Here is a 19,661-nt window from a genome sequence, read left to right as displayed (position 1 = left end):
CGGGCGCTGCACGGAGGGATGCGGGGACGAAGCAGGACTGTCATGGCGGCCGGCACGAACGGGACCGGTCATCATGCCGCGCCCGCGGCGGGTGCGTCACCTGCGCTGTGTCACCTCATCGCGCCGCGGCGAACGCGCGCGCATGCCGGCGCAGGCGCCGCCGCAGTCCCAGGGTGTAGATCTGGTAGTAACCCAGCAGCACACCACCGACCGCGAGCAGGCTGCCTTGGCGCGGCAGCCAGCCTTCGTGCATGTCGCTCCAGGCGTGCGCGGCCTGCCACAGGCCGTAGACGACGCGCGCGGCGACGATCAGGGTCAGACCCAGCACCAGCCAGCGGTTGGGGGTGTAGTACAGGCCCCGAGCTTCGTCTTCGAAGCGGGTCAGCACCAGGCCCAGAGCGCCGAGCGCGCAGCCCGCCGTCAGCCCGGCGGCCGCGTACACCGGCGCGTCGTCGATCCAGTGCCCGATCACCCAGGCGCTGGCGAAGAACAGCAACAGCGAGATCAGCGACAGCGCCGTCGCCAGAGCGACCGCCCACGGCAGCGCGCGGCGCCGCGCTTTGCCGTAGCGGTAGCGTTGGATCAGGCCGATCGGAATCAGCAGCGCCCACAGCGCCAGCAGGACCAACAGCAGCAGGGGAATCAGCAGCAGTAGCGGCATGGCCGCAGCTTACCCGGCTGCGATGCGGTGGGGCGTGGCGAGCGGGCGCGGACGTCTGTGGAGTCCCGCCTTCGCGGGGATGATGGCTTGGAACGAAGCCGCGCCGTCCCCGCCTTCACGGGGACAGCGGCTTCGAAACCGGCGACCGTCGCGCCGCCTCAGGCCGCCTTGTCGAAGCTGGCGATATCGATCACGAAGCGATAGCGCACATCGCCCTTGAGCATGCGCTCGTAGGCCTGGTTGATCTGGTCGATGTCGATCAGCTCGATATCCGAAGCCACGCCGTGTTCGGCGCAGAAGTCGAGCATTTCCTGGGTTTCGCGAATGCCGCCGATCATCGAGCCGACCAGCTTGCGGCGCTTGCTGATCAACAGGCCCGCCGCGACCGGCGCCGGGGTTTCGGGAATGCCCAGCAGCACCATCGTGCCATCGACCTTGAGCAGGCCCAGGTAAGCGTTGTAGTCGTGCTCGCCGGAGACCGAGTCGATGATGAAATCGAACTTGCGCGCCAGTTGCTTGAACGTGGCCGGATCGCGGGTCGCGGCGAAGGCGTGCGCGCCCAGCGCCAGCGCGTCGGCGCGCTTGGACTCCGACGTGCTCAGCACCGTCACGTGCGCGCCCATCGCCACCGCCAGCTTGACCGCCATATGGCCCAGGCCGCCCAGGCCGACCACCGCGACCTCGTCGCCGGCCTTCACGCCGTAATACTTCAACGGCGAATAGGTGGTGATGCCCGCGCACAGCAGCGGCGCGGCGCGATCGAGCGGAATCGACTCGGGGATGCGCAGCACATAGGCCTGATCGACGGTGATGCGGGTCGAGTAGCCGCCGTAGGTCGGCGCGCCGGTGGCGCGTTCGCGCGAGTTGTAGGTGCCGGTCATGCCCTGGTCGCAATATTGCTCATCGCCGGCCTTGCACTGCGGGCATTGCCGGCACGAATCGACGAAACAGCCGACGCCGACCGCGTCGCCGGGCTTGAACCGGGTGACGTTGGCGCCGGCCTGGGCGACCCGGCCGACGATTTCGTGGCCCGGCACCATCGGGAACACCGACCCGCCCCATTCGTCGCGGGCCTGGTGGATGTCCGAGTGGCAAACGCCGCAATAGAGGATGTCGATCAGCACCTCGTCCGGGCCGGGCTCGCGGCGGTCGATCGAAAACGGGGCCAGGGGCGAAAGCGCGTTCTGCGCGGCGTAGGCAGCGGTCTTGTGCATGGCGGTTCCAGGTGAAGTGGAGACGGGCGCGGCGGCGAGGGGTCGGTGCGGTCGCGGGGACTGCGGGGACCGGGCGGGCGGCGGATGCGCCGGCGCCGAAGCCGAAACGGTGCCCGGCCATTCTAGGCCGGCGATGCGCCGGCGGCGTCAAACCGGCCGATAGTTGACCGCATCGCGGCTGCAACGCTGCGTATCGCCGCCGCGCTTGCGTTACCCTTTGCGGCGTTTCCCTTCATTACCTGCGAGTGCGCCATGCCTTCTTTCGACGTCGTGTCCGAAGTGGACACCCACGAATTGACCAACGCGGTCGATCAGGCCAATCGCGAACTGTCCACCCGCTTCGATTTCAAAGGCGTGGACGCCAAGTTCGTGCTCGACGACAAGCACATCACCCAATCGGCTCCGAGCGAGTTCCAGCTCGAACAGATGACCTTGATCCTGCGCCAGCGCCTGGCGGCGCGGCAGATCGATGCGCGCTGCCTGGAATTCGGCGAGGTCGAGAGCAATCTGGCCGGCGCGCGGCAGAAAGTCACCGTGCAGCAGGGCATCGAGCAGAAGCTGGCGAAGAAGATCGCCGCGGCGATCAAGGACGCCAAGCTCAAGGTCGAGACCCAGATCAACGGCGACAAGCTGCGCATCACCGGCAAGAAGCGCGACGACCTGCAGACCGCGATCGCGCTGCTGAAGTCCAGCACCTTCGAGCGGCCGCTGCAGTACGACAACTTCCGCGACTGAGTTCGCCATGAGCCAGGCCCCCGCCGCCGACCCGATCGAAACGACCCGCCGCTGGCTGGAGCGCGCGGTGATCGGCCTGAACCTGTGTCCGTTCGCCAAGGCGGTGCTGGCCAAGGGCCAGGTGCGCTTCGTGCTGAGCCAGGCGCTCACGCCCGAGGATTTGCTCGAAGAGCTGGCCTCGGAACTGGTGCTGCTGGAGCAGAGCGATCCGGAGAAGATCGACACGACCTTGTTGATCCATCCGAAGGTGTTGACCGACTTTCTGGACTTCAACGATTTCCTCGACCTCGCCGACGGCGCGGTCGCGGCGCTGGACCTGGAGGGCGAGATTCAGGTCGCCAGTTTCCATCCCGACTATCAGTTCGCCGGCACCGATTTCGACGATGTCGGCAATTGCACCAACCGTTCGCCCTACCCGACCTTGCATCTGCTGCGCGAGCTCAGCGTCGAGCGCGCGGTGGCGGCGTTTCCGGATCCGGAGGTGATCGTGGAGCGGAATCTGGAGACGTTGGACAAGTTGGGGTTTGAGGGGTGGCGGCGGTTGATGGGTTAGGGGAATTTGGGTTTATCGCTTAGAAGCAAAAGCGAATCCCCCCTGCCCCCCTTTTTCAAAGGGGGGAACAGCAAAAGATTGCTCGCAACGAAGTCGCGCGCCCATCCGCCCCTTCGCCTCCCCAAGAACGCTTCCCCCCTTTGAAAAAGGGGGGCCAGGGGGGATTTGCTCTTAACCGCGAACCCCACCCGCAACCCGCCCATCCCCACCCCGCAGCACCGCATCGAGCAATTCATGCGCCCGCCCCAGCGAGGCGACGATGCGATGGCCGAAGCCGCGCAACTCCTCTCCGGGCGCGACCAGATCCGGCACCTGGATCGGCGTCGCCCCGGCCGCGAGCGCCGCGCGCACGCCGGGTTCGGAGTCTTCCAGCACCACGCACCGGCGCGGGTCCACGCCAAGCTCGCGCGCGGCCAGCAGATAGATGTCCGGCGCCGGCTTGGGATGTTCGACATCGCTGCCGGTCACGATCACGCCGAAGCGATCGATCAGCCCGCTGGCGGCGAGCTTGCTCAGCGCGCGCTCGCGCCGGGTCGAGGTCGCCACCGCCTTGGCGATGCCGCGGGCTTCCAGCAGATCCAGCAATTCCAGCAAACCGTTCTTGCGCGGCAAGCCGGCGACCACGCGCTCGTCGTACAGGCGATAACTGGTATCGCGCAGCCGTGTCGCCGCGTCTTCGCCCAGATGCCCGGCCAGCATCGCGAAGCTGGCGCGATCGTGCATGCCGACCATCGACAGCCACAGGCCGTCGTCGGCGTCGATCGACTCGGTCAACGCCGCTTCGCGCCAGGTTTCCAGCATCGCCCGTTCGCTGTCGAGCATCAGCCCGTCCATGTCGAACAACACCGCGGCGGGGACGAAATCGAGCGGACGCACGGCGAACTCATCCACGGAACAAGGTCTCAAGGTCGGTGGAATCGAGCGTGCGCCATTGCCCGCTCGGCAGATCCTGCAGCGACAAACCGCCGATGCGCGCGCGATGCAGCGCGTCCACGTGGTTGCCGACCGCGGCGAACATGCGCCGCACCTGGTGATAACGGCCCTCGGTGAGGATCAGCCGCGCCCGGCGCGGTTCCAGCACTTCCAGAGCGGCCGGCGCCAGCGGCGTCTTCTCCGCTTCCAGCATCAGCTCGCCGCTGGCGAAGATCGCACCTTCATCGCCGCGCAGATCCGAGGCCAGCGTGGCCTCGTAGACCTTGGCCAGATTGGCCTTGGGCGAGACGATCCGGTGCAGCAGGCCGCCGTCGTCGGTCAGCAGCAGCATGCCGCTGGTGTCGCGATCCAGCCGGCCGACCGTGGACAGCAGCGGCGAACGCAGACGATAACGCGGCGGCAGTAGGTCGTAGACGATGCGGCCGGGGTCCTTGGTCGAACACGTGTAGCCGACCGGCTTGTGCAACAGAATCGTCAAGCCCAGCGGCGGATCGATCGCTTCGCCGTCGATGCGGATGGCCGCGTGCTCGACTTTGTCGTCGGCGTACAACACCTCGCCGTCGGCATCGGTAATGCGGCCCTGGCGGAACATCGCGGTCACGTCCTTGCGGCTGCCGTAACCCAGGTTGGCGATCAGCTTGACCAGCTTCATGCGCGGCCCCGCGCCTTGATCGCCTCGACCACCTTGAAGCCGCCCTGCTGGGCGACCGTGCGCACCTGGCCGAAGCGTTCGTCGAGCACGACCTCGTAGGGCAGATGGCGATTGGCGACCAGCCACAGGCGGCCGCCGGGATTGAGCGCCTCGGCGGCCACGGCGATGAAGCGGCGGCCGATGTCGGGACGCTCCTCGCGGCCCTGGGCGTGGAACGGCGGATTGCTGACGATCACGTCGTAGCGCTTGGACAGGCCGGCGGTGACGTCGTGCCAGAAGAATTCCATCGGCACCGCGCTCTGGATGCGCTGCATGTTGATCCGCGCCAATTGCACGGCACGCCCCTGCGCTTCGTACAGATCCAGCGCGGTGATGCGCGGGCAGCGCGCCAGCAGTTCCGCCGACAGATAGCCGTAACCGGCGCCCAGATCGGCGGCGCGACCGGCCAGATCGGCCGGCAGGTGCTCGGCCAGCAGCGCCGAGGCCGGATCGACCCGGTCCCAGGCGAACAGGCCCGGACGGCTGCGGAAACGGCCGCCGAGGATCTCGCGCGGCGCGTCCAGCGCGGCCCATTGCCGCGCCAGTTGCGGATCCGGCGCGCCGTCCAGCGGCGGGGTCCAGAACACCCGGCATTTGCGCTTGGACAGGCTGGCGACCTTGCCGGCGATGCGGGCCAGATCGTCCTCGCCCGAACGCGCGCCCTCGTCGTTGCGCAGGCAGGCGACCACCCGCCCGCCCGGCGCGGTGTGCGCGATCGCCTGCGCGAACAGCGCGCGCGCTTCATCGCGCTGGCGCGGCGGCAGCACCAGCACCAGCGGATAACGCTTGGACGCCGCTTGTTCGGGATCGGCCGATTCGAGCTCGATCGTATCCAGGCCGCCGCGATGCAGGGCATCGAGCGCGGGCTTGTAATCCTGCTCGCAGACCAGGCCCGGACGCGGCCGCTGGCGCAGGCCGACGCCGTCGCGCGCGCGCAGGAACAGCACGCCGCCGTGTTCGGGCCAGCTCAGTACGCCGTCGGCGAAAGGCTGGAACAGGGTATCGAGCGCGTCGTCGGAGGGATCAACGCGCATGGCAATTGCGAAGGGATTCGATCATCGCGCCGATTTTACGCGGCTGCGCGCTAGGGTGTGGCATTGGATCGCAAGGAGGATGCCGTGCGCCTGCCCGTCCTGATCGCGGCTGCGCTGATGCCGGCGGTGGCCTGGTTCGCGCAGCAGGGCTATTTCGGCCCCGACACCGGCGAAATCTCCGATCGCTACCCCACTTTGCTGGTGCCCGCCGGTTACGCGTTCTCGATCTGGGGCCTGATTTTCCTGCTCGATCTGGCCTTCGCGCTGTGGCAGCTGCGCGGACGCTGGCGCGAGCACGAGACCCTGCTGCGGCTGCGCCCGGCGGTGGCGGCCGGTTTCACCCTGACCGCGCTGTGGATGCCGATCTTCTCGCAGCAGTGGTTCTGGCTGGCCCTGGCGGCGATCTGGCTGGCGCTGGCGTGCATGGCCTGGGCCGCGGTGGTGCTGGCCCGCGACCTCTCGCCCCTGCCCGGACAGACGATCTGGGCCAAGTTCGCGATATCCCTGCACGCCGGCTGGCTGTCGCTGGCGGCGCTGCTGAACACCGCGCAGGTGATCGTGGCCTATCGGCTGCTGCCGACCGATCGCATGCTGGCATGGAGTTTGGCATTGCTGGCGCTGGCGGCGGCGTTGCTGCTGGCGCTGAACGCGCGCATGCGCGGCAGCACCGGCTACACCCTCGCCGCGCTGTGGGGTTTGGCCGCGGTTTATGTGAAGCAGGCCGATTCGGCGCTGAGCGGCGCCATCATCGCCGCGTGGGCCGCGCTCGCCGTCGCGGCGCTGTTGCTGGCGCAGACCTTGTGGCTGCGGCTGCATCCGCGTCATCGGGTGTTTTCCGGGCATCTGTCGCCGGGCGAATGAGCGCGCCTCGCGCTTATCGCAAATCTCGCTGCGATTTCGCGCTGGCGCAACGCCGGCTTCATCGCATCGCAACGCCGCGATGGGGACGATGCAAGACGATCCCTGAATCAGGAGCGACAACTGATGCGAGCCCTATTCGTCGGCGGCACCGTCGACAACAGCGAACTCGACTTCGACAGCGGCGAGCCGCCGCTGCATTACCCGCCCGATACCGGCAGCGGCACTCAGCGTTATCGATTGCATCATGTCGGCCTGCGCGAAGGAGCGATGGTGTACGTCGTGTACGCGGCGGCGGACCTGGCCGATACCGAGGTCGAGCGCGTGGCGGAAGAGCGCGGCTATGCGCGCAGGTTTCAGGCGCAGCCGCAGTTGCAGGTTTAAGAGCGTTCCCTCACCCCAACCCCTCTCCCGCAAGCGGGAGAGGGGCTCCAAGTTCCGAGTCGCAAGTACTCCCTCTCCCGCAAGCCGGAGAGGGGCTCCAAGTTCCGAGACGCAAGTACTCCCTCTCCCGCAAGCCGGAGAGGGGCTCCAAGTTCCGAGACGCAAGTACTCCCTCTCCCGCAAGCGGGAGAGGGGCTTCAAGTTCCGAGTCGCAAGTACTCCCTCTCCCGCTTGCGGGAGAGGGCTGGGGTGAGGGCCGCCTCAGCCCTGCAACTCGCGCAACGTCACCGAAGGCGGCGCATCCAGCACCCGTCGCGTCGCGAACATGCCGGCCGCCAACGCCGCCAGCACGCCCAGGCCGCCGCCGGTCGCGGCCATGCGCCAATCGAATTCCCACGGCAGATCGAACACCTGCACCGCGACCACGCCGGCCAGCACGGAAGCGGCGATGGCCGCGGTCAAGCCCGACAACAAACCGATCGCGGCGAACTCCGAGGCTTGCGCCAGGCGCAACTGCCTGCGGCTGCCGCCGAGCACGCGCATCACCCCGCCTTCAAGCAAGCGTTCGTCCTGGCTCGCGCTCACCGCCGCCATCAGCACCAGCAAGCCGGCGATCAGCGAGAAATAGAACACCACCTCGACCACGGTCGACACTTGATCGGCGGTGCTGCGCACTTGCTTGAGCACGGCTTCCACGTCGATCACGGACAGATTCGGGAACTGCTCGACCAGCTGCGAAGTGAAGCGGGTCTGCGCCGGCGGCACGCTGATCGCGGTGATGTAGCTGGCGGCGTAGCCGTCCATCGATCCGGGCGAGGCGATCACGAAGAAGTTCGGGCGGAAGCTCTCCCAATCGACCTTGCGCAGGCTGGTGATCCTGGCGCTGAAGGCTTGCCCGGCGATATCGAAACCGACCGTGTCGCCGACCTTCCAGCCCAACGTCTCGGCGAAGCCTTCTTCCACCGAAACCTCCGGCTGAGCGAGCTTGCGCGGCGCCCAGAACTTGCCGTCGACCAGTTTGTTGTCCGCACGCAGCGTCTGCGCCACCGACAGATTGAACTCGCGCTCGGCCAGTTGCTTGGCGCGATCGCCGCGTTCGGCGTAGCTGTCGCCGGTCACCGGCTTGCCGTTGTACGACACCAGCCGTGCGCGGATCATCGGAAACAAGGTCGGCGCGGCCAGCCCTTGCGCGCCGATGAACTTGCGCACATCGACCAGCTGATCCTGCTGCACGTTGATGATGAAACGGTTGGGCGCATCGCTGGCCAACGCCAGCTGCCAGCGATCGAGCAGATCGGTGCGCACGAAGGTCAGCAGCAACAGCGCCATCAATCCCAGTCCCAACGCCGAGACCTGGGCGATGCTGGTGCCGGCGCGGCGGCTGACATTGGCCAGGCCGTAGCGCAGGCTGCCGCGCAGGCGCGAACGCAACCGGCGCACCAGCACGATCATGCCCCAGGCCAGCAACGCCAATACCGCCAAGGTCGCGGCGATGCCGGCGAGCATGTACGCGCCCAAGGCCACCGAGCCGGCCTTCCACCACAGCAACGCGCCCAGCCCGATCAGGCCGGCGACACCGACCAGCCATGCGCTGGGTTCGGTCGGGTCCAGGTCGCGGCGCAGCACGCGCAGCGCCGGCACCCGGCGCAGCGCCAGCACCGGCGGCGCGCCGAACGCGAGCAGCACCACCAGACCGACGCCGAAGCCCTGCAGCGCCGGCATCGCGCTCGCGGCCGGGATCGACATCTTCAAGGATTGTTCGAGCCAGCCGCCGATCGCCCATTGCAGGCCGAAGGCGAGCGCGACGCCGATGGCGCTGGCGATCAAGCCCAGCAACACCATCTCGCCGACGTGGATGCCGACCAAGGTGCGCTGGCTCGCGCCCAGGCAACGCATGACCGCGGTGCCGGACAAATGGCGCTCGCTGTGCCGACGCGCGGCCATCGCCACCGCGACCGCGGCCAGCACCACCGACACCAGCGCGGCCAGGCCGAGGAAACGCCCGGCGCGATCGAGCGCCGAGCGCACTTCCGGGCGCGCATCGGAAATGGTCTCAAGACGCTGGCCGCGGCCGAGCGCGGGCTTGGCCGCGGCGACGAAGCGTTCGACCGCGTTGGGCGCGCCGGCGACGACCATTCGATAACGGATGCGGCTGCCGGGCTGGATCAATCCGGTCGCGGGCAGATCGGCGAGGCTGAGAAACACCTTCGGCGCGATGTTGAAGTAGTCCAGCGACGCGTCGGGTTCCTGCGTGACCAGCGCGGCCAGACGCAGGCGCGAATCGCCGATGGCGATGTCCTGCCCGATCTTCGCCCCGAGCGTGTCGGCCCCGGCCTGACTCATCCACACCGTGCCCGGCGCGGGCACGCCGGTCGCATCGCGTTCGGCGCCGCCGGCGCGATCGGCGATGCGGAAGCTGCCGCGCAGCGGAAAGCCCCGCCCCAGCGCGCGCAGATCGCCCAGTTGCAGGCGCTCGCCGACCCGGATCATGGTCTGCAATTCGGTGGCTTCGGCGCGGCGCAGCTGCGCCACCGAAGCGGCTTCGCGCAACTTGCCCTGGATCGGCTGATCGGCGCGGATCACCGCGTCGCCGCCGAGCAGACGGTTGGCTTCGATCGCCAGCGCACGCTCGGCGCGATCGGTGACGAAACCGACCGCGGTCACCGCCAGCACCGCCAACACCAGCGAGGCGAGCAGGATGCGCACGTCGCCGGCTTTCAGGTCGCGGCGCAATTGCCGCCACGCCATCCCGATGATCCGGCCCACGGTCAGCCCTGCACCAGTCGGCCGCTGTCCAGGCGGATGCGGCGATGGCAGCGTTCGGCCAGATGCTCATCGTGGGTCACCAGCACCAGCGTGGTGCCGGCGTCGGCGTTGAGCTGGAACAGCAATTCGATGATCGCCTGACCGGTGTGGGTGTCGAGATTGCCCGTGGGTTCGTCGGCGAACAACAGCGACGGCCGGGTCACGAACGCGCGCGCCAGCGCCACGCGCTGTTGCTCGCCGCCGGACAACTGGCGCGGATAGTGCTCCAGTCGCTGGCCCAGCCCGACCTTGTCCAGGATCGCCTGCGCCGGCGTGCGCGCATCGCGATCGCCGCGCAACTCCAGCGGCAGCATCACATTTTCCAACGCGGTCAGCGACGGCAGCAGTTGGAAGCTTTGGAACACGAAGCCGACCTTCTCGCCGCGCACGCGCGCGCGGCCGTCTTCGTCCAATGCCGAGATGTTTTCGCCGTCGAGCTTGACCGTGCCGGTGCTGGGCGAATCCAGGCCCGCCAGCAGCGACAGCAACGTGCTCTTGCCCGAGCCCGACGCGCCGACGATGGCGACGGTGTCGCCCTTGGCGATCGAGAAACCGACCCCATCGAGGATGGTGAGTTCGCCCGACGGCAACGCGACGTGCTTGCCCAGGCCATCGACTTCCAGCGTCGCCACGCCGCGCGCCGCCGGTTGCCTCGCTTCAGCCTGCGGTTCGTCACCGTCTTTCACGATGCCCTCGGCCATGATCGAATCAGCGAGATTGGAAACTGCCATGATCGTCCTTCTGCTTGCCTCGCCGCATCATCGGGAGACGTTATTAAATGATCTTTAAGAACCTTGGCGCCCGGCATGCCGCCGCGAGCCTGCACTACGGCGGCGCCGATGCCGCTGACGACACTCGCGCGAATGAAGGATATGCGGCACGGCGCGGCCCGGTTCAATGGGCCATCGGCCATGCCCGCGAGGCCGGCAGGGGCGGCGCACGGGCCGCATTGTTGGCCGCGGCCGTGCTGCTGAGCGCCTGGGCGCCGCTTTCGGCCCAGCCCGCGCCGGCCGCCAAACCGGCGGCGGCGGCCCCCGCGGCCAAGGCCGCGCGCACGGTGTTGTTCATGGGCGATTCGCTTTCGGCCGGTTACGGCCTGGCCGCCTCGCAGGGCTGGGTGTCGTTGACCGCCGAGCGCATCGCCAAGACCCAGCCCGGCTGGCGCGTGGTCAACGCCAGCATCAGCGGCGAAACCACGGCCGGCGGCGCGGCGCGCGTCGCCGGCGAATTGCAGCGCAATAAACCGGCCGTGGTGGTGATCGAACTGGGCGCCAACGATGGTTTGCGCGGCCTGCAACTGGCGCAGAGCCGGGCCAATCTGGAGCGCATGATCCAGGCCGCGCAGGGCGCCAAGGCGCAGGTGCTGCTGATCGGCATGCGCATGCCGCCGAACCTGGGCAAGGAATACACGGAAGGCTTCGAGCGCAACTATCGCGAGCTGTCGCAGAAGTACCGCACCCAGTTGCTGCCGTTCCTGCTCGAACCGGTCGCGATGGATCGCGCCGCATTCCAGGCCGACAACCTGCATCCGATCGCCAGCGCGCAACCGAAGCTGCGCGACCATGTGTGGACGAAGTTGGGTCCGATGTTGAAGTGAGATCGCTTCGCCGCAGCGTTTGCTGTTGCCCCCTTTGACAAAAGGGGCGAACGGCCGCGAAGCGGACGTGGGGGATTTGCTTTTTCTGTTGCTCTTCGCAACGTGCGGCTAAAAAGCAAATCCCCCCTAGCCCCCCCTCTTTCAAAGGGGGGATCCGGTACTACGGAACGGTTCGCGTCTTGTCGTTACGTCGCTACCTTTGCTGTTGCCCCCCCTTTGACAAAGGGGGCGAACGGCCGCGAAGCGGACGTGGGGGATTTGCTTTTGCTGTTGCTCTTCGCGACGTGCGGCTAAAAGCAAATCCCCCCTAGCCCCCCTTTTTCAAAGGAGGGTATCCGGTACTACGGAACGGTTCGCGTCTTGTCGTTACGCCGCTACCTTTGCTGTTGCCCCCTTTGACAAAGGGGGCGAACGGCCGCGAAGCGGACGTGGGGGATTTGCTTTTGCTGTTGCTCTTCGCGACGTGCGGCTAAAAGCAAATCCCCCCTACCCCCCCTTTCTCAAAGGGGAGAACAGCAGCAATTTCGGGGTTCGGCGTTATTGGGGAAACGCACGCCACGACGGCGCGCGATGCCAAAATCACGCACTACGCCGTGCCGCCGTCGACCGCGCGCGTTGATCCGGCCGCTCCGCATCGCGCCCCAGATACGCCTTGCAGCGGAACTGGTCGATATCGTTGATGCGCAGGATATTGCGCTTGCGGCTCACCAGGCCACTGCGATGCCAGGTCTGCAATTGCGCGTTCAACTTCGGCCGGCTGGCGTTGACCATCGCCGCCAGAATGCTCTGCGTCGGCGGCAAGGCCACTTCGAAATCGCCTTCGCGCGGTCGCGACTGGTTGTGCATCAGCGAAAGCAGATAACGCGCCAGACGCGACTCCAGCCGATGCAGGCACATGGTCTCCAGGCTCTCGACCGCATGCCGCAAACGCAGGCACAGCGATACGTGGGCGCGTTCGATCACTCCCGGATCGCAGGTCAGGCTGGGAAAGTGCCGCCGCGACAGCAGCAACACCCGCGTGGCGCTGTAGGCCACCGCGGTGAAGGTGTGCGAATGCGTATCCAGCAGCGGCGTCTCATCGACCGTCTCGCCGCTTTCGATCGTATCGACGATCAACTCCTGCCCATCGGGCCCGTACAGCAGCTTGTAGATCCGCCCGTGCACGACGAAGGCGAGAAAATCGCTGGGATCGTTCTTGAAGAACAGCGCGTCGCCTTCTTCCAGATTCAGTTCGGTGCTGTGACGCGCGATGTGCTCCAGCAACGTCGGCGGCAGGCCGCGCAGCAGCGCGCAGCGGTCCAGGCCCCAACGGCGCCGGCGCACCGCGTTGCCGTCGTCCGGTGTCAGGGACATAAGCTCGGCCGCGCGCCGGCAGCGGCGGCGGCGTGGCGACCGCTGCGGGCGCCCAGGTGATGACGGCCGCGACCGCGGCCGGTGGCAGGTTTCATAACGCCCCCTGTGGACGTCTGCGTTCGAAAGCCGCGGCGAGGACGATGGCCGAAACAGCGATGGTTCCCCTGCAGTCGTGGCGTCGTTGCCGTACTGCTGCTCGCGGCGCGCGTGGCCGCTACGATGCCGGCGCCCTGCGGCGGTCCGGCATCGCGTCCGTCGCGGCTTACAGGCCGGACGGCGATTTGAACGCGTTCAACACGGTCAACAGACTGGTCAGGTTGTCGGCCACGCCGGTCTGGCCGATCTTTTCCGTCGCGCCCGCGGCGGCCGTGGTGTCGACGCTGTAGACCTGCATCACGCCCTGGTTGGCCGCGGCCAGCGCCAAGGTGTTCTGCTGCTGCTGAGCGGCGACCGAGTTCTCGAACAGGATGCCGGTGGAATGCGCCGAGGCCTGGAAGATCGAGCCCATCGCGAAGGCGGGGCCCTCGGCGATGACCTTGACGTTGGACTGGGTGACGGCGTCGGTGATCTGGTTGTTGACTGCGGTGGGATATGCCATGAGTGAATCCTCGGTAGCGGTAATCGGATTTCAAGCGTCACAAGCGACGAAGGCCGATGCCGGCCCGGCTCATACCAACCGCGAGCCGGCATCTTCGATCCGACCGGTGCGGCCGGATCGCGGCGATCGACGGCTTAGGACTTGAACGCCTGCAGCACGGTCATCAGGCTGGTGAGGTTGTCGGACACACCGGTCTGGGCGACCTTCTCGGTGGCGCCGGCGGCGGCGGTGGTATCCAGGCTGTAGATCTGCATCACGCCCTGGTTGGCGGCGGCCTGCGCCAGCGTGTTCTGCTGCTGCTGCGCCGAGACTGCGTTCTCGAACAAGATGCCGGTGGAGTGGGCCATCGACTGATAGATCGAACCCATCGCAAAGGCCGGCGCTTCGCCGATGACCTTGACGTTGGACTGGGTGACGGCATCGGTGATTTGATCGTTGACGGCGGTAGGGAATGCCATGTCGAGCTCCTTAGGATGAAGTACGGCCGATGCCGTACGTTGCTGAAGAACGAGTCATCAATCGCGTTGTGAAGCCGGCGCCGCGCTCTTGGCGGACTTGTCGCGCGCTTCGCCCGCGGCGGCGGTGGCAGCTTTTTTTTCCGTGTTTTTTTCGCTTTTCGACGCGTCGCCGGCAGTGTCGTCTTGGTCTTTTTTCGGCAGCAGGCCCTTGGCCTGGGCGGTGTCGATCACCGCCTGCAGTTGCAATGCGAGCGGGCCGAACTGTTGCTGGAAGCAGGCATCGACTTCGGCCTTGATCAGCTCGGTAAGGCGTCCTGCGATCTGCGAGATCAACGGCGGCTGGGCGCCCGGCGGCAGATCCTTCGGACGCAGGCCTTCGAGCGAGTCGGTGCGTTCCAGCGCGCCGAGCACGGCGCTCTCGGCCGCGCGCTCGGCCTGGGCGTTGCTGATCAGCGCGGCCTGCGCGCGGCCCAGGCTTTGCTTGATCACCGCCTGGATGCGCTGGCGCTCTTCGTCGATCGCATCCCCGGCCTGGCCGCGGCGGCCGCCGGCCGCCGTGCGCGCATCCGACGCGGTCAAGTGCAGGGCCAGCTCGGCGCGTTGCGCCTCGGTCAGCTCCAGGTCGAAGTAATTGCGCGCGAACACGCGCAGTTGCTCGTCCAGGCCCGAGCGCGCGGCCTGCGCGGCAAGCGGATGTTTCGCCACGGCCGACATTCAGCGCACGCCCAGCAGACGCGTCAGCGCCTGCAACACTTTCGGTTCGGCCAGCAGCTCGATCAGGCGCTTGATCATCGCCTCGGTCGAAAGCTCCAGCTCGGCGGTCTGCGCCGACGGCGGCGCGACGGCCGTCGCAGTTGTCGCAGTCGATGCGGCGGTGACGGCCGGCTCGGCCGCCGTTACGCGTTGTGGCGCCGGCATGGCGGCCGCGCCCGTCACCGCCCCGACGCTCGCAGTTTTTTCCGGCGCCACCGGCGAATCGAACAGGCCTTCCAGCTCCTCATGCAACAGATAATGCAGATTCTCGTCCATAGCGAACTCCGGTCCTACAAGTCATGCGATACGCAATGCGGGCGGATTTCAGGCCGGGGCCGCGCTGCGCGTCACGGTGACGACCGACGCGGGCGCCTTGTAGCCGGCGATGGTCGCGGTGGTCTGACGCTGGCTGGAATAGCCCGCCAACGGCCCGATGGTGCTTTGCCAGTAAGCGGCGGCGACATCGCCGACCAGTTGCTGCAGTTGGGTGCCGACTACGTCGGTCGCGCCCGGCGCGGAATCGAACGGCACCAGGTTGTAGGCCAGCAGCAGCACGCTGCGCAGGTATTCGTCCTGGATGTCGGTGTGCTCCACGCCTTGCGCGTCGGAGCCGAGCAGATAGCAGCGCCAGTTGATGAACAGGTTCAGCGCGCGCGCAAGAGCGGCGAACCACACGCTGCGCGATTGATTTTCGCCGATCATCGCCGCGACCAGGGTCTGGAATCCCTGGTAGCAGTTCGCCGCGCCGATGCTCTGGATGATCGGCGCCATCGCCGCGCTCAGCATCGGCGTGATCACCGGCGCGCCGGCGGTGAACAGCAGCGGCAGGGTCTTCGCGCTGCGCGCCAGTTCCATCAGCTGATTGACCTGATCCGCGCTCAGGGCCTGCAAGCCGGTGAACATCACCGTGTCGGTGACGGCGGCGAGCAGGTCGGTATCGACATAGCCGTCGAGATGGCGGAAGCCGCGATTGAGCCGGTAGCCCTCCACCGAAGCGAACAGGCCCGAGGCGCCGGTGATCGCGTTGCTGCCCAGGTTGGTGTCGAAGGCGATCACCGGATACCGCGCGGCGACGAAGCTGCGGTAGTAGTAGGCGTGGCCCAGGCGGAAGCTCAGCAACGTCGCCGGCGCGGTCAGCAGCGTGTAGTAACTGGGCGCGGGCGGCGGTGGCGGCGACGGCGGCGCGCCCGCGGGAGGCGGCGCCGACGCCAGATCCAGCGATTCGCACAGCGCCATCATGTTGCGCTTGCCTGCATACGCGACCAGTTCGCGGGTGCGCGCGCTGTTGCCGTCGTAGCGGCGCAGGGTCAGTCCGCCGACGGTCAGCGCGTCGTTGCGGAACAACTCGTCGAACAGGCCCGAGACCTGATTGTCCGACAGCGCGTGGGTGCCGGCGCTGCCGCGCGGATGATCGGCCTGGCGCCCTTGTGCGGCGGCCAGGCAGGTCAGCACGTAGTCGGCGTAGGCGCGGTAGAACGGCGCGTCGGGCAATTGCGCCGAGTACGCCATCGCATAGCCGATCGCCGAGCGGTTGTCGGCGGCCACGCCCATGCCTTCGCCGCAGTGGATGTGATTGACGAACTGCAGCGCGCGCGCATTCGCGCCGCTGCCGAAGTACTGCGTCAACGGCGGCGTCGCCTGGCTGGCCTGCACGGTCAGGAAGGCGAACAGCTCGGCGTAGTTGCCGACCTTGTTCTCGCTGCCGAGCAGATCGATGCCGACCACTTCGGTCAGGCTCGCGTCCTGGAACAGCGGCAACAGCTTGGTGTTGAGGTCGCGTTCGAGTTCCTTGTCGCCCCCGTACACCGCCGAAGTGTGGCCCAGCAGCTTGTACTGGGTGCTGCGCGCGGTGTTGTAGCTGCTGGCCACGGCATTGGCGGCGCGGATCTCGTCCTCGCCCAAGGCCAGTTGGGCATGGCCGATGCCTTCATTTTCCAGATACAGCAGGCTCATCGCCATCCATTGCAGATAGCGCTCTTCGCCGCCGGGCTCGGCGCGCAGCTTCTTCAAAGCGAACGAACGCGCGCGGTAGGCATCGTCGAACGGAGTGTATTTGCTCGCGCTGTAGATCTTGTCGTTGAAGTAGCGCAGCGTCGGCAGCAGCGGCGCCAGCGTATCGGCCGCGCCCGGCAAGGACGAGCGCTTGGCGATCGATTCCAGCGCGCCGCGCACGGTCTTGTACAACACCGGATCGGTCGCCGCCGCGCCGCTCAGGTCGGCCAGTTCCAGGCGCCGGACCAGGCACACGCAGGCGATGTAGATGTCCTCCGCGATGCATTCGCCGCGCTCGTAGCGCTGGCGATTGCCGCTGGCGGCGAGGATCGCCAGCGGATTGCTTTCCTCCATCAGCGCCAGCGCCTTGAGGAACAACGACAAGGCGCCGCGCCGTCCCTGCCCGGCATCGGCGGCGCCGCCGAACGCGCCGGCCAGCGACAACTGCTGGCCTTGCGCGATCTGCACGTTGACATCGACCTCGATGGTGCCGTCGCGGCCTTGCTGGGTGTAGGCCACCGGCAGCTGCACCGCCTGCGCGGCCGTCGCGGTCTCGTCCTCGACCGGCAGGATGCCGCCGAAATGGCTGTGGTAATCGAATCGGTAGCAGGGCAGCGTCAGCGAGGGCAGGGAAAAGTAAGCCACGGCCTGGATCCTTTGCGAAATTCGCGGCGACAGCGCGGCGTGGCGGGCGCGAATGCAGCGCCCGCGCGCTGGCGGCGGCGACGGTGGTGACGGAATGTCGGACGGAGCGATGAAACGAAACGGCTACGGCGATACGGCGGCGGCGCGTTCCCGAGCGCTGAGCGCTCAGGAACTCTTGCGGTTCTGCAACAAGGTGGAGTACTTGTCGATGCTCTTGTCGATTTGATCGATGGCGTAGCTCGCCGATGCGGCTTCCATCGCGCCCGCGGCGGCGGCGACGGCGGCGGCGGCGGCAATGAAGATGTCCGTGGCGAGGATGCCCAAAGCGTCTTCCGCGGCCGGTTCGATGTTGCCTTCGACCAGTTCCTGCGTCATTTGCTTTATCAGCACGCCCTGGCTGGCCAGCGCCATCTTGGTGACGCCGTCGAAATACACCGCGGCCGATTGCGCGACCAGGCCGGCGGCCTGGCTGATCATCATGTCCGGGCCGGTGGCGATCTGCGAAGGCGAGTACGACGCGATTTCGGCGTTGGTGAACTGCACCGCCTGCACGATCTTCTGATTGAGCGCGTCGGTCGGCGGCGGCGGGGGCGGCGGCGGCGGTGTCGGTGGTGTTGTCGGCGGCGTAGTGGGCGGCGTTGCCGATGCTCCCGGCGGTGTCGTGCCGCCGCCCTGGGCCGCGCGTTCGCGCGCCGCCGCCAGCGGTGTTTTCGGCGGCGCGGCGGCGAATACAGGCGATGGCGTGGCGGCGGCGGCGGTCGGACTCGGACTCGGATCGGCCGCGGCTGCGTTCGCGGGCGCCGCGTTGGACGCGTTCGTGCTCGCGTTCGAGTTCGGCGCGGCGGTTGATGCAGGCGTAGCGGCTGCGGCCAAAGGCGCGGTCGCGTCGCCGCCGGAGGACGGTGGCGACGACGCGGCCGCACCACCGCCAGGCGATGGCGTGACAGGAGACGCGGCTGGCGCGGCGGCCGCGGCAACGGCAGCGGGCGCAGACGACGCGGGCGCGACTTCCGCAGTCGCGGCCAACGTCGGCGCCGCAGGCGAAGACGCAACCGACTCGGGCGCGACCGCCGCGGCTGGCGGCGCGCCGACCGCGGGCGAAGGCGCGGCAACGCCGCTCGCCGGCGCCGCGGGGTCCTTGTCTTTACCGAACCAGAACGTCATCGCACCTCTCCCGCGCGTCGAAAACCCTCTTCCCGCTCAATCCCGGCATGCATGGTCGGCAGCGGGCGCATCACGTCTTGTCGCCCACCGCCATGATCAGCTGCACCGCCTTGGACACCACCGCGGTCGAGATCTGATTGAGCACCTGCTGGCTGTGCACGGCGTTCTGCAAGGCCAGGCCCGTGGAATGGCTGGACACCTGGTACAACGAAGCGATGGCCTGCGCCGGCGCTTCGGCGACCACCTTGACGTTGGTCTGGGTGACGGCGTCGGTGATCTGCGAGTTGACGGGGGTATCGGCCATGAGCCTGTCCTTGGGTTGAGTTCGTTATGGGTCTATCCGGGTGGAACGCGGTCCCGGTGGGCTTGTGAAGCGCGGCGCGCGGCCGCGCCGGTTCAATCGCGCGACATCACCAGCTTCAGGCGATTGCGCAGCAGCTCCACCCGTTTGCGCGCCAGCGGCTGATTGATGTGCAGTTTCTCGGCGATCACCGGATACGGCAGGTCGTCGATGAAGCGGTAGGCGAACAAGCGCCGTTGCTCGCGGCTCATCCGCGCCACCGCATCGACCACGCGGTCGAGCTGCTGGTCCAGTTCCAGCTTCTGCAAGGCGGTCAGGCCGTCGTGGGCGAAACCGGCCGAGTCGCCATCGACCTCGCGGTTGCGGTCGAACACCTCGCGGTCGCGCCCGCGCCGGCGCACGCTGTCGAGAAATACGTGACGCAGCACCACGAACAGGAAGCCGCACGGATCGGTGATGGTCTGCGGCGAGCGGCGCATGAACAGCAGGGCCTTGATCGCGGTATTGGCCAGCAATTCCTCGGCGCGGTCGCGCTGGCCTTCGGCGAAGCGCCGCGCCCGCGCTTCCAGCTCCGGCAGGCTCGCCCGCCACGCGTTGGCGAACATTTCATCGGCGGCCTTGAAATCGGGACGTTCGAGTCCTGTACGTTCCATCACTCGCCTCTCCTGTTGTATGCATGTCAGGCGAGTCTGGTGAGGGGGTCCGGCGATGGCTGTTACTTGGGTGACACGCGCAGGGCACTGATGACAGCGAACTGCGCACGCCGTCGCGATACCGCAAATGCGCGGATGCGGTTTCGCGTTTTGCTCGAGCGGTCCGCCCGTTTCGAGGTTGTTGTGGCGCAGGCTTGAGCCCCTCCCACGACGAACCTCGCCGATTCGCGCTCGCGCGCGCACGCGAGGACGCGCGCGCAAGCTTGCGCGAGGCGGCGT

At 67.6% G+C, this 19,661-nt stretch carries 22 protein-coding genes; 5 read left to right on the top strand and 17 right to left on the bottom strand.

Annotated elements, in window-relative coordinates; genetic code table 11:
* Positions 1-115 precede the first annotated feature (115 nt).
* Together LG3211_RS03130 and LG3211_RS03125 are read right to left on the bottom strand one after the other, a co-directional pair.
* Entirely contained in the window at positions 116-661 is a 546-nt protein-coding gene (locus LG3211_RS03130; RefSeq protein ID WP_057941552.1) for a CcdC protein domain-containing protein, read from the bottom strand.
* Between the two features lie 158 nt (positions 662-819).
* Positions 820-1,875 (bottom strand): NAD(P)-dependent alcohol dehydrogenase, encoded by a 1,056-nt coding sequence (locus LG3211_RS03125; protein WP_057941551.1) that lies wholly within the window; start codon positions 1,873-1,875, stop codon positions 820-822.
* Between the two features lie 252 nt (positions 1,876-2,127).
* On the opposite strand from LG3211_RS03125, the gene LG3211_RS03120 reads away from it, so the two are divergent.
* On the top strand, positions 2,128-2,610 hold the full coding sequence (locus LG3211_RS03120) for a YajQ family cyclic di-GMP-binding protein (protein WP_057941550.1): 483 nt from the start codon (positions 2,128-2,130) through the stop codon (positions 2,608-2,610).
* Positions 2,611-2,617: 7 nt separating this feature from the next.
* Positions 2,618-3,163, top strand: a complete 546-nt coding sequence (locus LG3211_RS03115; RefSeq protein WP_057941549.1) for a DUF1415 domain-containing protein — start codon at positions 2,618-2,620, stop codon at positions 3,161-3,163.
* Between the two features lie 171 nt (positions 3,164-3,334).
* Here LG3211_RS03115 and LG3211_RS03110 read toward each other — a convergent pair whose 3' ends face one another.
* Genes LG3211_RS03110 through LG3211_RS03100 form a run of 3 tightly spaced genes read right to left on the bottom strand, consistent with a single transcriptional unit; the run spans position 3,335 to position 5,821 of the window.
* Positions 3,335-3,997, bottom strand: coding sequence for an HAD family hydrolase (locus tag LG3211_RS03110; protein ID WP_057945237.1), 663 nt, complete (start codon positions 3,995-3,997; stop codon positions 3,335-3,337).
* 49 nt (positions 3,998-4,046) lie between these two features.
* The gene (locus tag LG3211_RS03105; RefSeq protein ID WP_057941548.1) at positions 4,047-4,748 is read right to left on the bottom strand and encodes a pseudouridine synthase; all 702 of its coding nucleotides are present in this window, start codon (positions 4,746-4,748) and stop codon (positions 4,047-4,049) included.
* Entirely contained in the window at positions 4,745-5,821 is a 1,077-nt protein-coding gene (locus LG3211_RS03100; protein WP_057941547.1) for a class I SAM-dependent methyltransferase, read from the bottom strand. The genes LG3211_RS03105 and LG3211_RS03100 overlap by 4 nt, the downstream gene beginning before the upstream one ends.
* An 84-nt stretch (positions 5,822-5,905) precedes the next feature.
* Between LG3211_RS03100 and LG3211_RS03095 the strand changes: the two genes are divergently transcribed.
* Both LG3211_RS03095 and LG3211_RS03090 read left to right on the top strand, forming a co-directional pair.
* Positions 5,906-6,682: a hypothetical protein gene (locus tag LG3211_RS03095; protein WP_057945236.1), complete on the top strand. Its 777-nt coding sequence runs from the start codon at positions 5,906-5,908 to the stop codon at positions 6,680-6,682.
* 123 nt (positions 6,683-6,805) lie between these two features.
* Positions 6,806-7,063 (top strand): hypothetical protein, encoded by a 258-nt coding sequence (locus LG3211_RS03090; RefSeq protein WP_057941546.1) that lies wholly within the window; start codon positions 6,806-6,808, stop codon positions 7,061-7,063.
* A 261-nt stretch (positions 7,064-7,324) separates the two neighbouring features.
* Here the strand turns inward: LG3211_RS03090 and LG3211_RS03085 are convergent, their stop codons facing one another.
* The 3 genes from LG3211_RS03085 to LG3211_RS26965 form a co-directional block, all read right to left on the bottom strand.
* On the bottom strand, positions 7,325-9,811 hold the full coding sequence (locus tag LG3211_RS03085) for an ABC transporter permease (protein WP_057941545.1): 2,487 nt from the start codon (positions 9,809-9,811) through the stop codon (positions 7,325-7,327).
* A gap of 20 nt (positions 9,812-9,831) precedes the next feature.
* A complete protein-coding gene (locus LG3211_RS03080; protein ID WP_237049824.1) occupies positions 9,832-10,599 on the bottom strand; it encodes an ABC transporter ATP-binding protein in 768 nt (255 codons plus the stop codon).
* 163 nt (positions 10,600-10,762) lie between these two features.
* Positions 10,763-10,936 carry a hypothetical protein gene (locus LG3211_RS26965; protein WP_237049823.1) on the bottom strand — a complete coding sequence of 58 codons (174 nt, stop codon included), beginning with the start codon at positions 10,934-10,936 and terminating at the stop codon, positions 10,763-10,765.
* Here LG3211_RS26965 and LG3211_RS26960 point away from each other — a divergent pair.
* The gene (locus LG3211_RS26960; protein WP_237049822.1) at positions 10,935-11,465 is read left to right on the top strand and encodes an arylesterase; all 531 of its coding nucleotides are present in this window, start codon (positions 10,935-10,937) and stop codon (positions 11,463-11,465) included. The genes LG3211_RS26965 and LG3211_RS26960 overlap by 2 nt on opposite strands.
* A gap of 579 nt (positions 11,466-12,044) precedes the next feature.
* On the opposite strand, the gene LG3211_RS03070 is transcribed toward LG3211_RS26960, so the two are convergent.
* The 9 genes from LG3211_RS03070 to LG3211_RS03030 all read right to left on the bottom strand — a co-directional run bounded on the left by LG3211_RS03070 (position 12,045) and on the right by LG3211_RS03030 (position 19,382).
* Positions 12,045-12,818 carry a Crp/Fnr family transcriptional regulator gene (locus LG3211_RS03070; protein ID WP_083512277.1) on the bottom strand — a complete coding sequence of 258 codons (774 nt, stop codon included), beginning with the start codon at positions 12,816-12,818 and terminating at the stop codon, positions 12,045-12,047.
* Between the two features lie 262 nt (positions 12,819-13,080).
* A complete protein-coding gene (locus LG3211_RS03065; protein ID WP_057941544.1) occupies positions 13,081-13,416 on the bottom strand; it encodes a RebB family R body protein in 336 nt (111 codons plus the stop codon).
* 134 nt (positions 13,417-13,550) lie between these two features.
* Positions 13,551-13,874 (bottom strand): RebB family R body protein, encoded by a 324-nt coding sequence (locus LG3211_RS03060; protein ID WP_057941543.1) that lies wholly within the window; start codon positions 13,872-13,874, stop codon positions 13,551-13,553.
* A gap of 57 nt (positions 13,875-13,931) precedes the next feature.
* Positions 13,932-14,579 carry a hypothetical protein gene (locus tag LG3211_RS03055; protein ID WP_148648721.1) on the bottom strand — a complete coding sequence of 216 codons (648 nt, stop codon included), beginning with the start codon at positions 14,577-14,579 and terminating at the stop codon, positions 13,932-13,934.
* A gap of 9 nt (positions 14,580-14,588) precedes the next feature.
* Positions 14,589-14,903 carry a hypothetical protein gene (locus LG3211_RS03050; RefSeq protein ID WP_057941541.1) on the bottom strand — a complete coding sequence of 105 codons (315 nt, stop codon included), beginning with the start codon at positions 14,901-14,903 and terminating at the stop codon, positions 14,589-14,591.
* Between the two features lie 48 nt (positions 14,904-14,951).
* Positions 14,952-17,264: a hypothetical protein gene (locus LG3211_RS03045; protein WP_057941540.1), complete on the bottom strand. Its 2,313-nt coding sequence runs from the start codon at positions 17,262-17,264 to the stop codon at positions 14,952-14,954.
* A 165-nt stretch (positions 17,265-17,429) separates the two neighbouring features.
* On the bottom strand, positions 17,430-18,137 hold the full coding sequence (locus LG3211_RS26955; RefSeq protein ID WP_057941539.1) for a hypothetical protein: 708 nt from the start codon (positions 18,135-18,137) through the stop codon (positions 17,430-17,432).
* 361 nt (positions 18,138-18,498) lie between these two features.
* Positions 18,499-18,732: a RebB family R body protein gene (locus tag LG3211_RS03035; RefSeq protein ID WP_057941538.1), complete on the bottom strand. Its 234-nt coding sequence runs from the start codon at positions 18,730-18,732 to the stop codon at positions 18,499-18,501.
* Positions 18,733-18,824: 92 nt separating this feature from the next.
* Positions 18,825-19,382, bottom strand: a complete 558-nt coding sequence (locus LG3211_RS03030) for an RNA polymerase sigma factor (protein WP_057941537.1) — start codon at positions 19,380-19,382, stop codon at positions 18,825-18,827.
* Positions 19,383-19,661: the final 279 nt, after the last annotated feature.

Source organism: Lysobacter gummosus (genome assembly GCF_001442805.1).
Lineage (GTDB): Bacteria > Pseudomonadota > Gammaproteobacteria > Xanthomonadales > Xanthomonadaceae > Lysobacter > Lysobacter gummosus.
The sequence above is the reverse complement of the archived record's forward strand: the minus strand, read 5'-3'. Positions and strand labels throughout refer to the sequence as shown.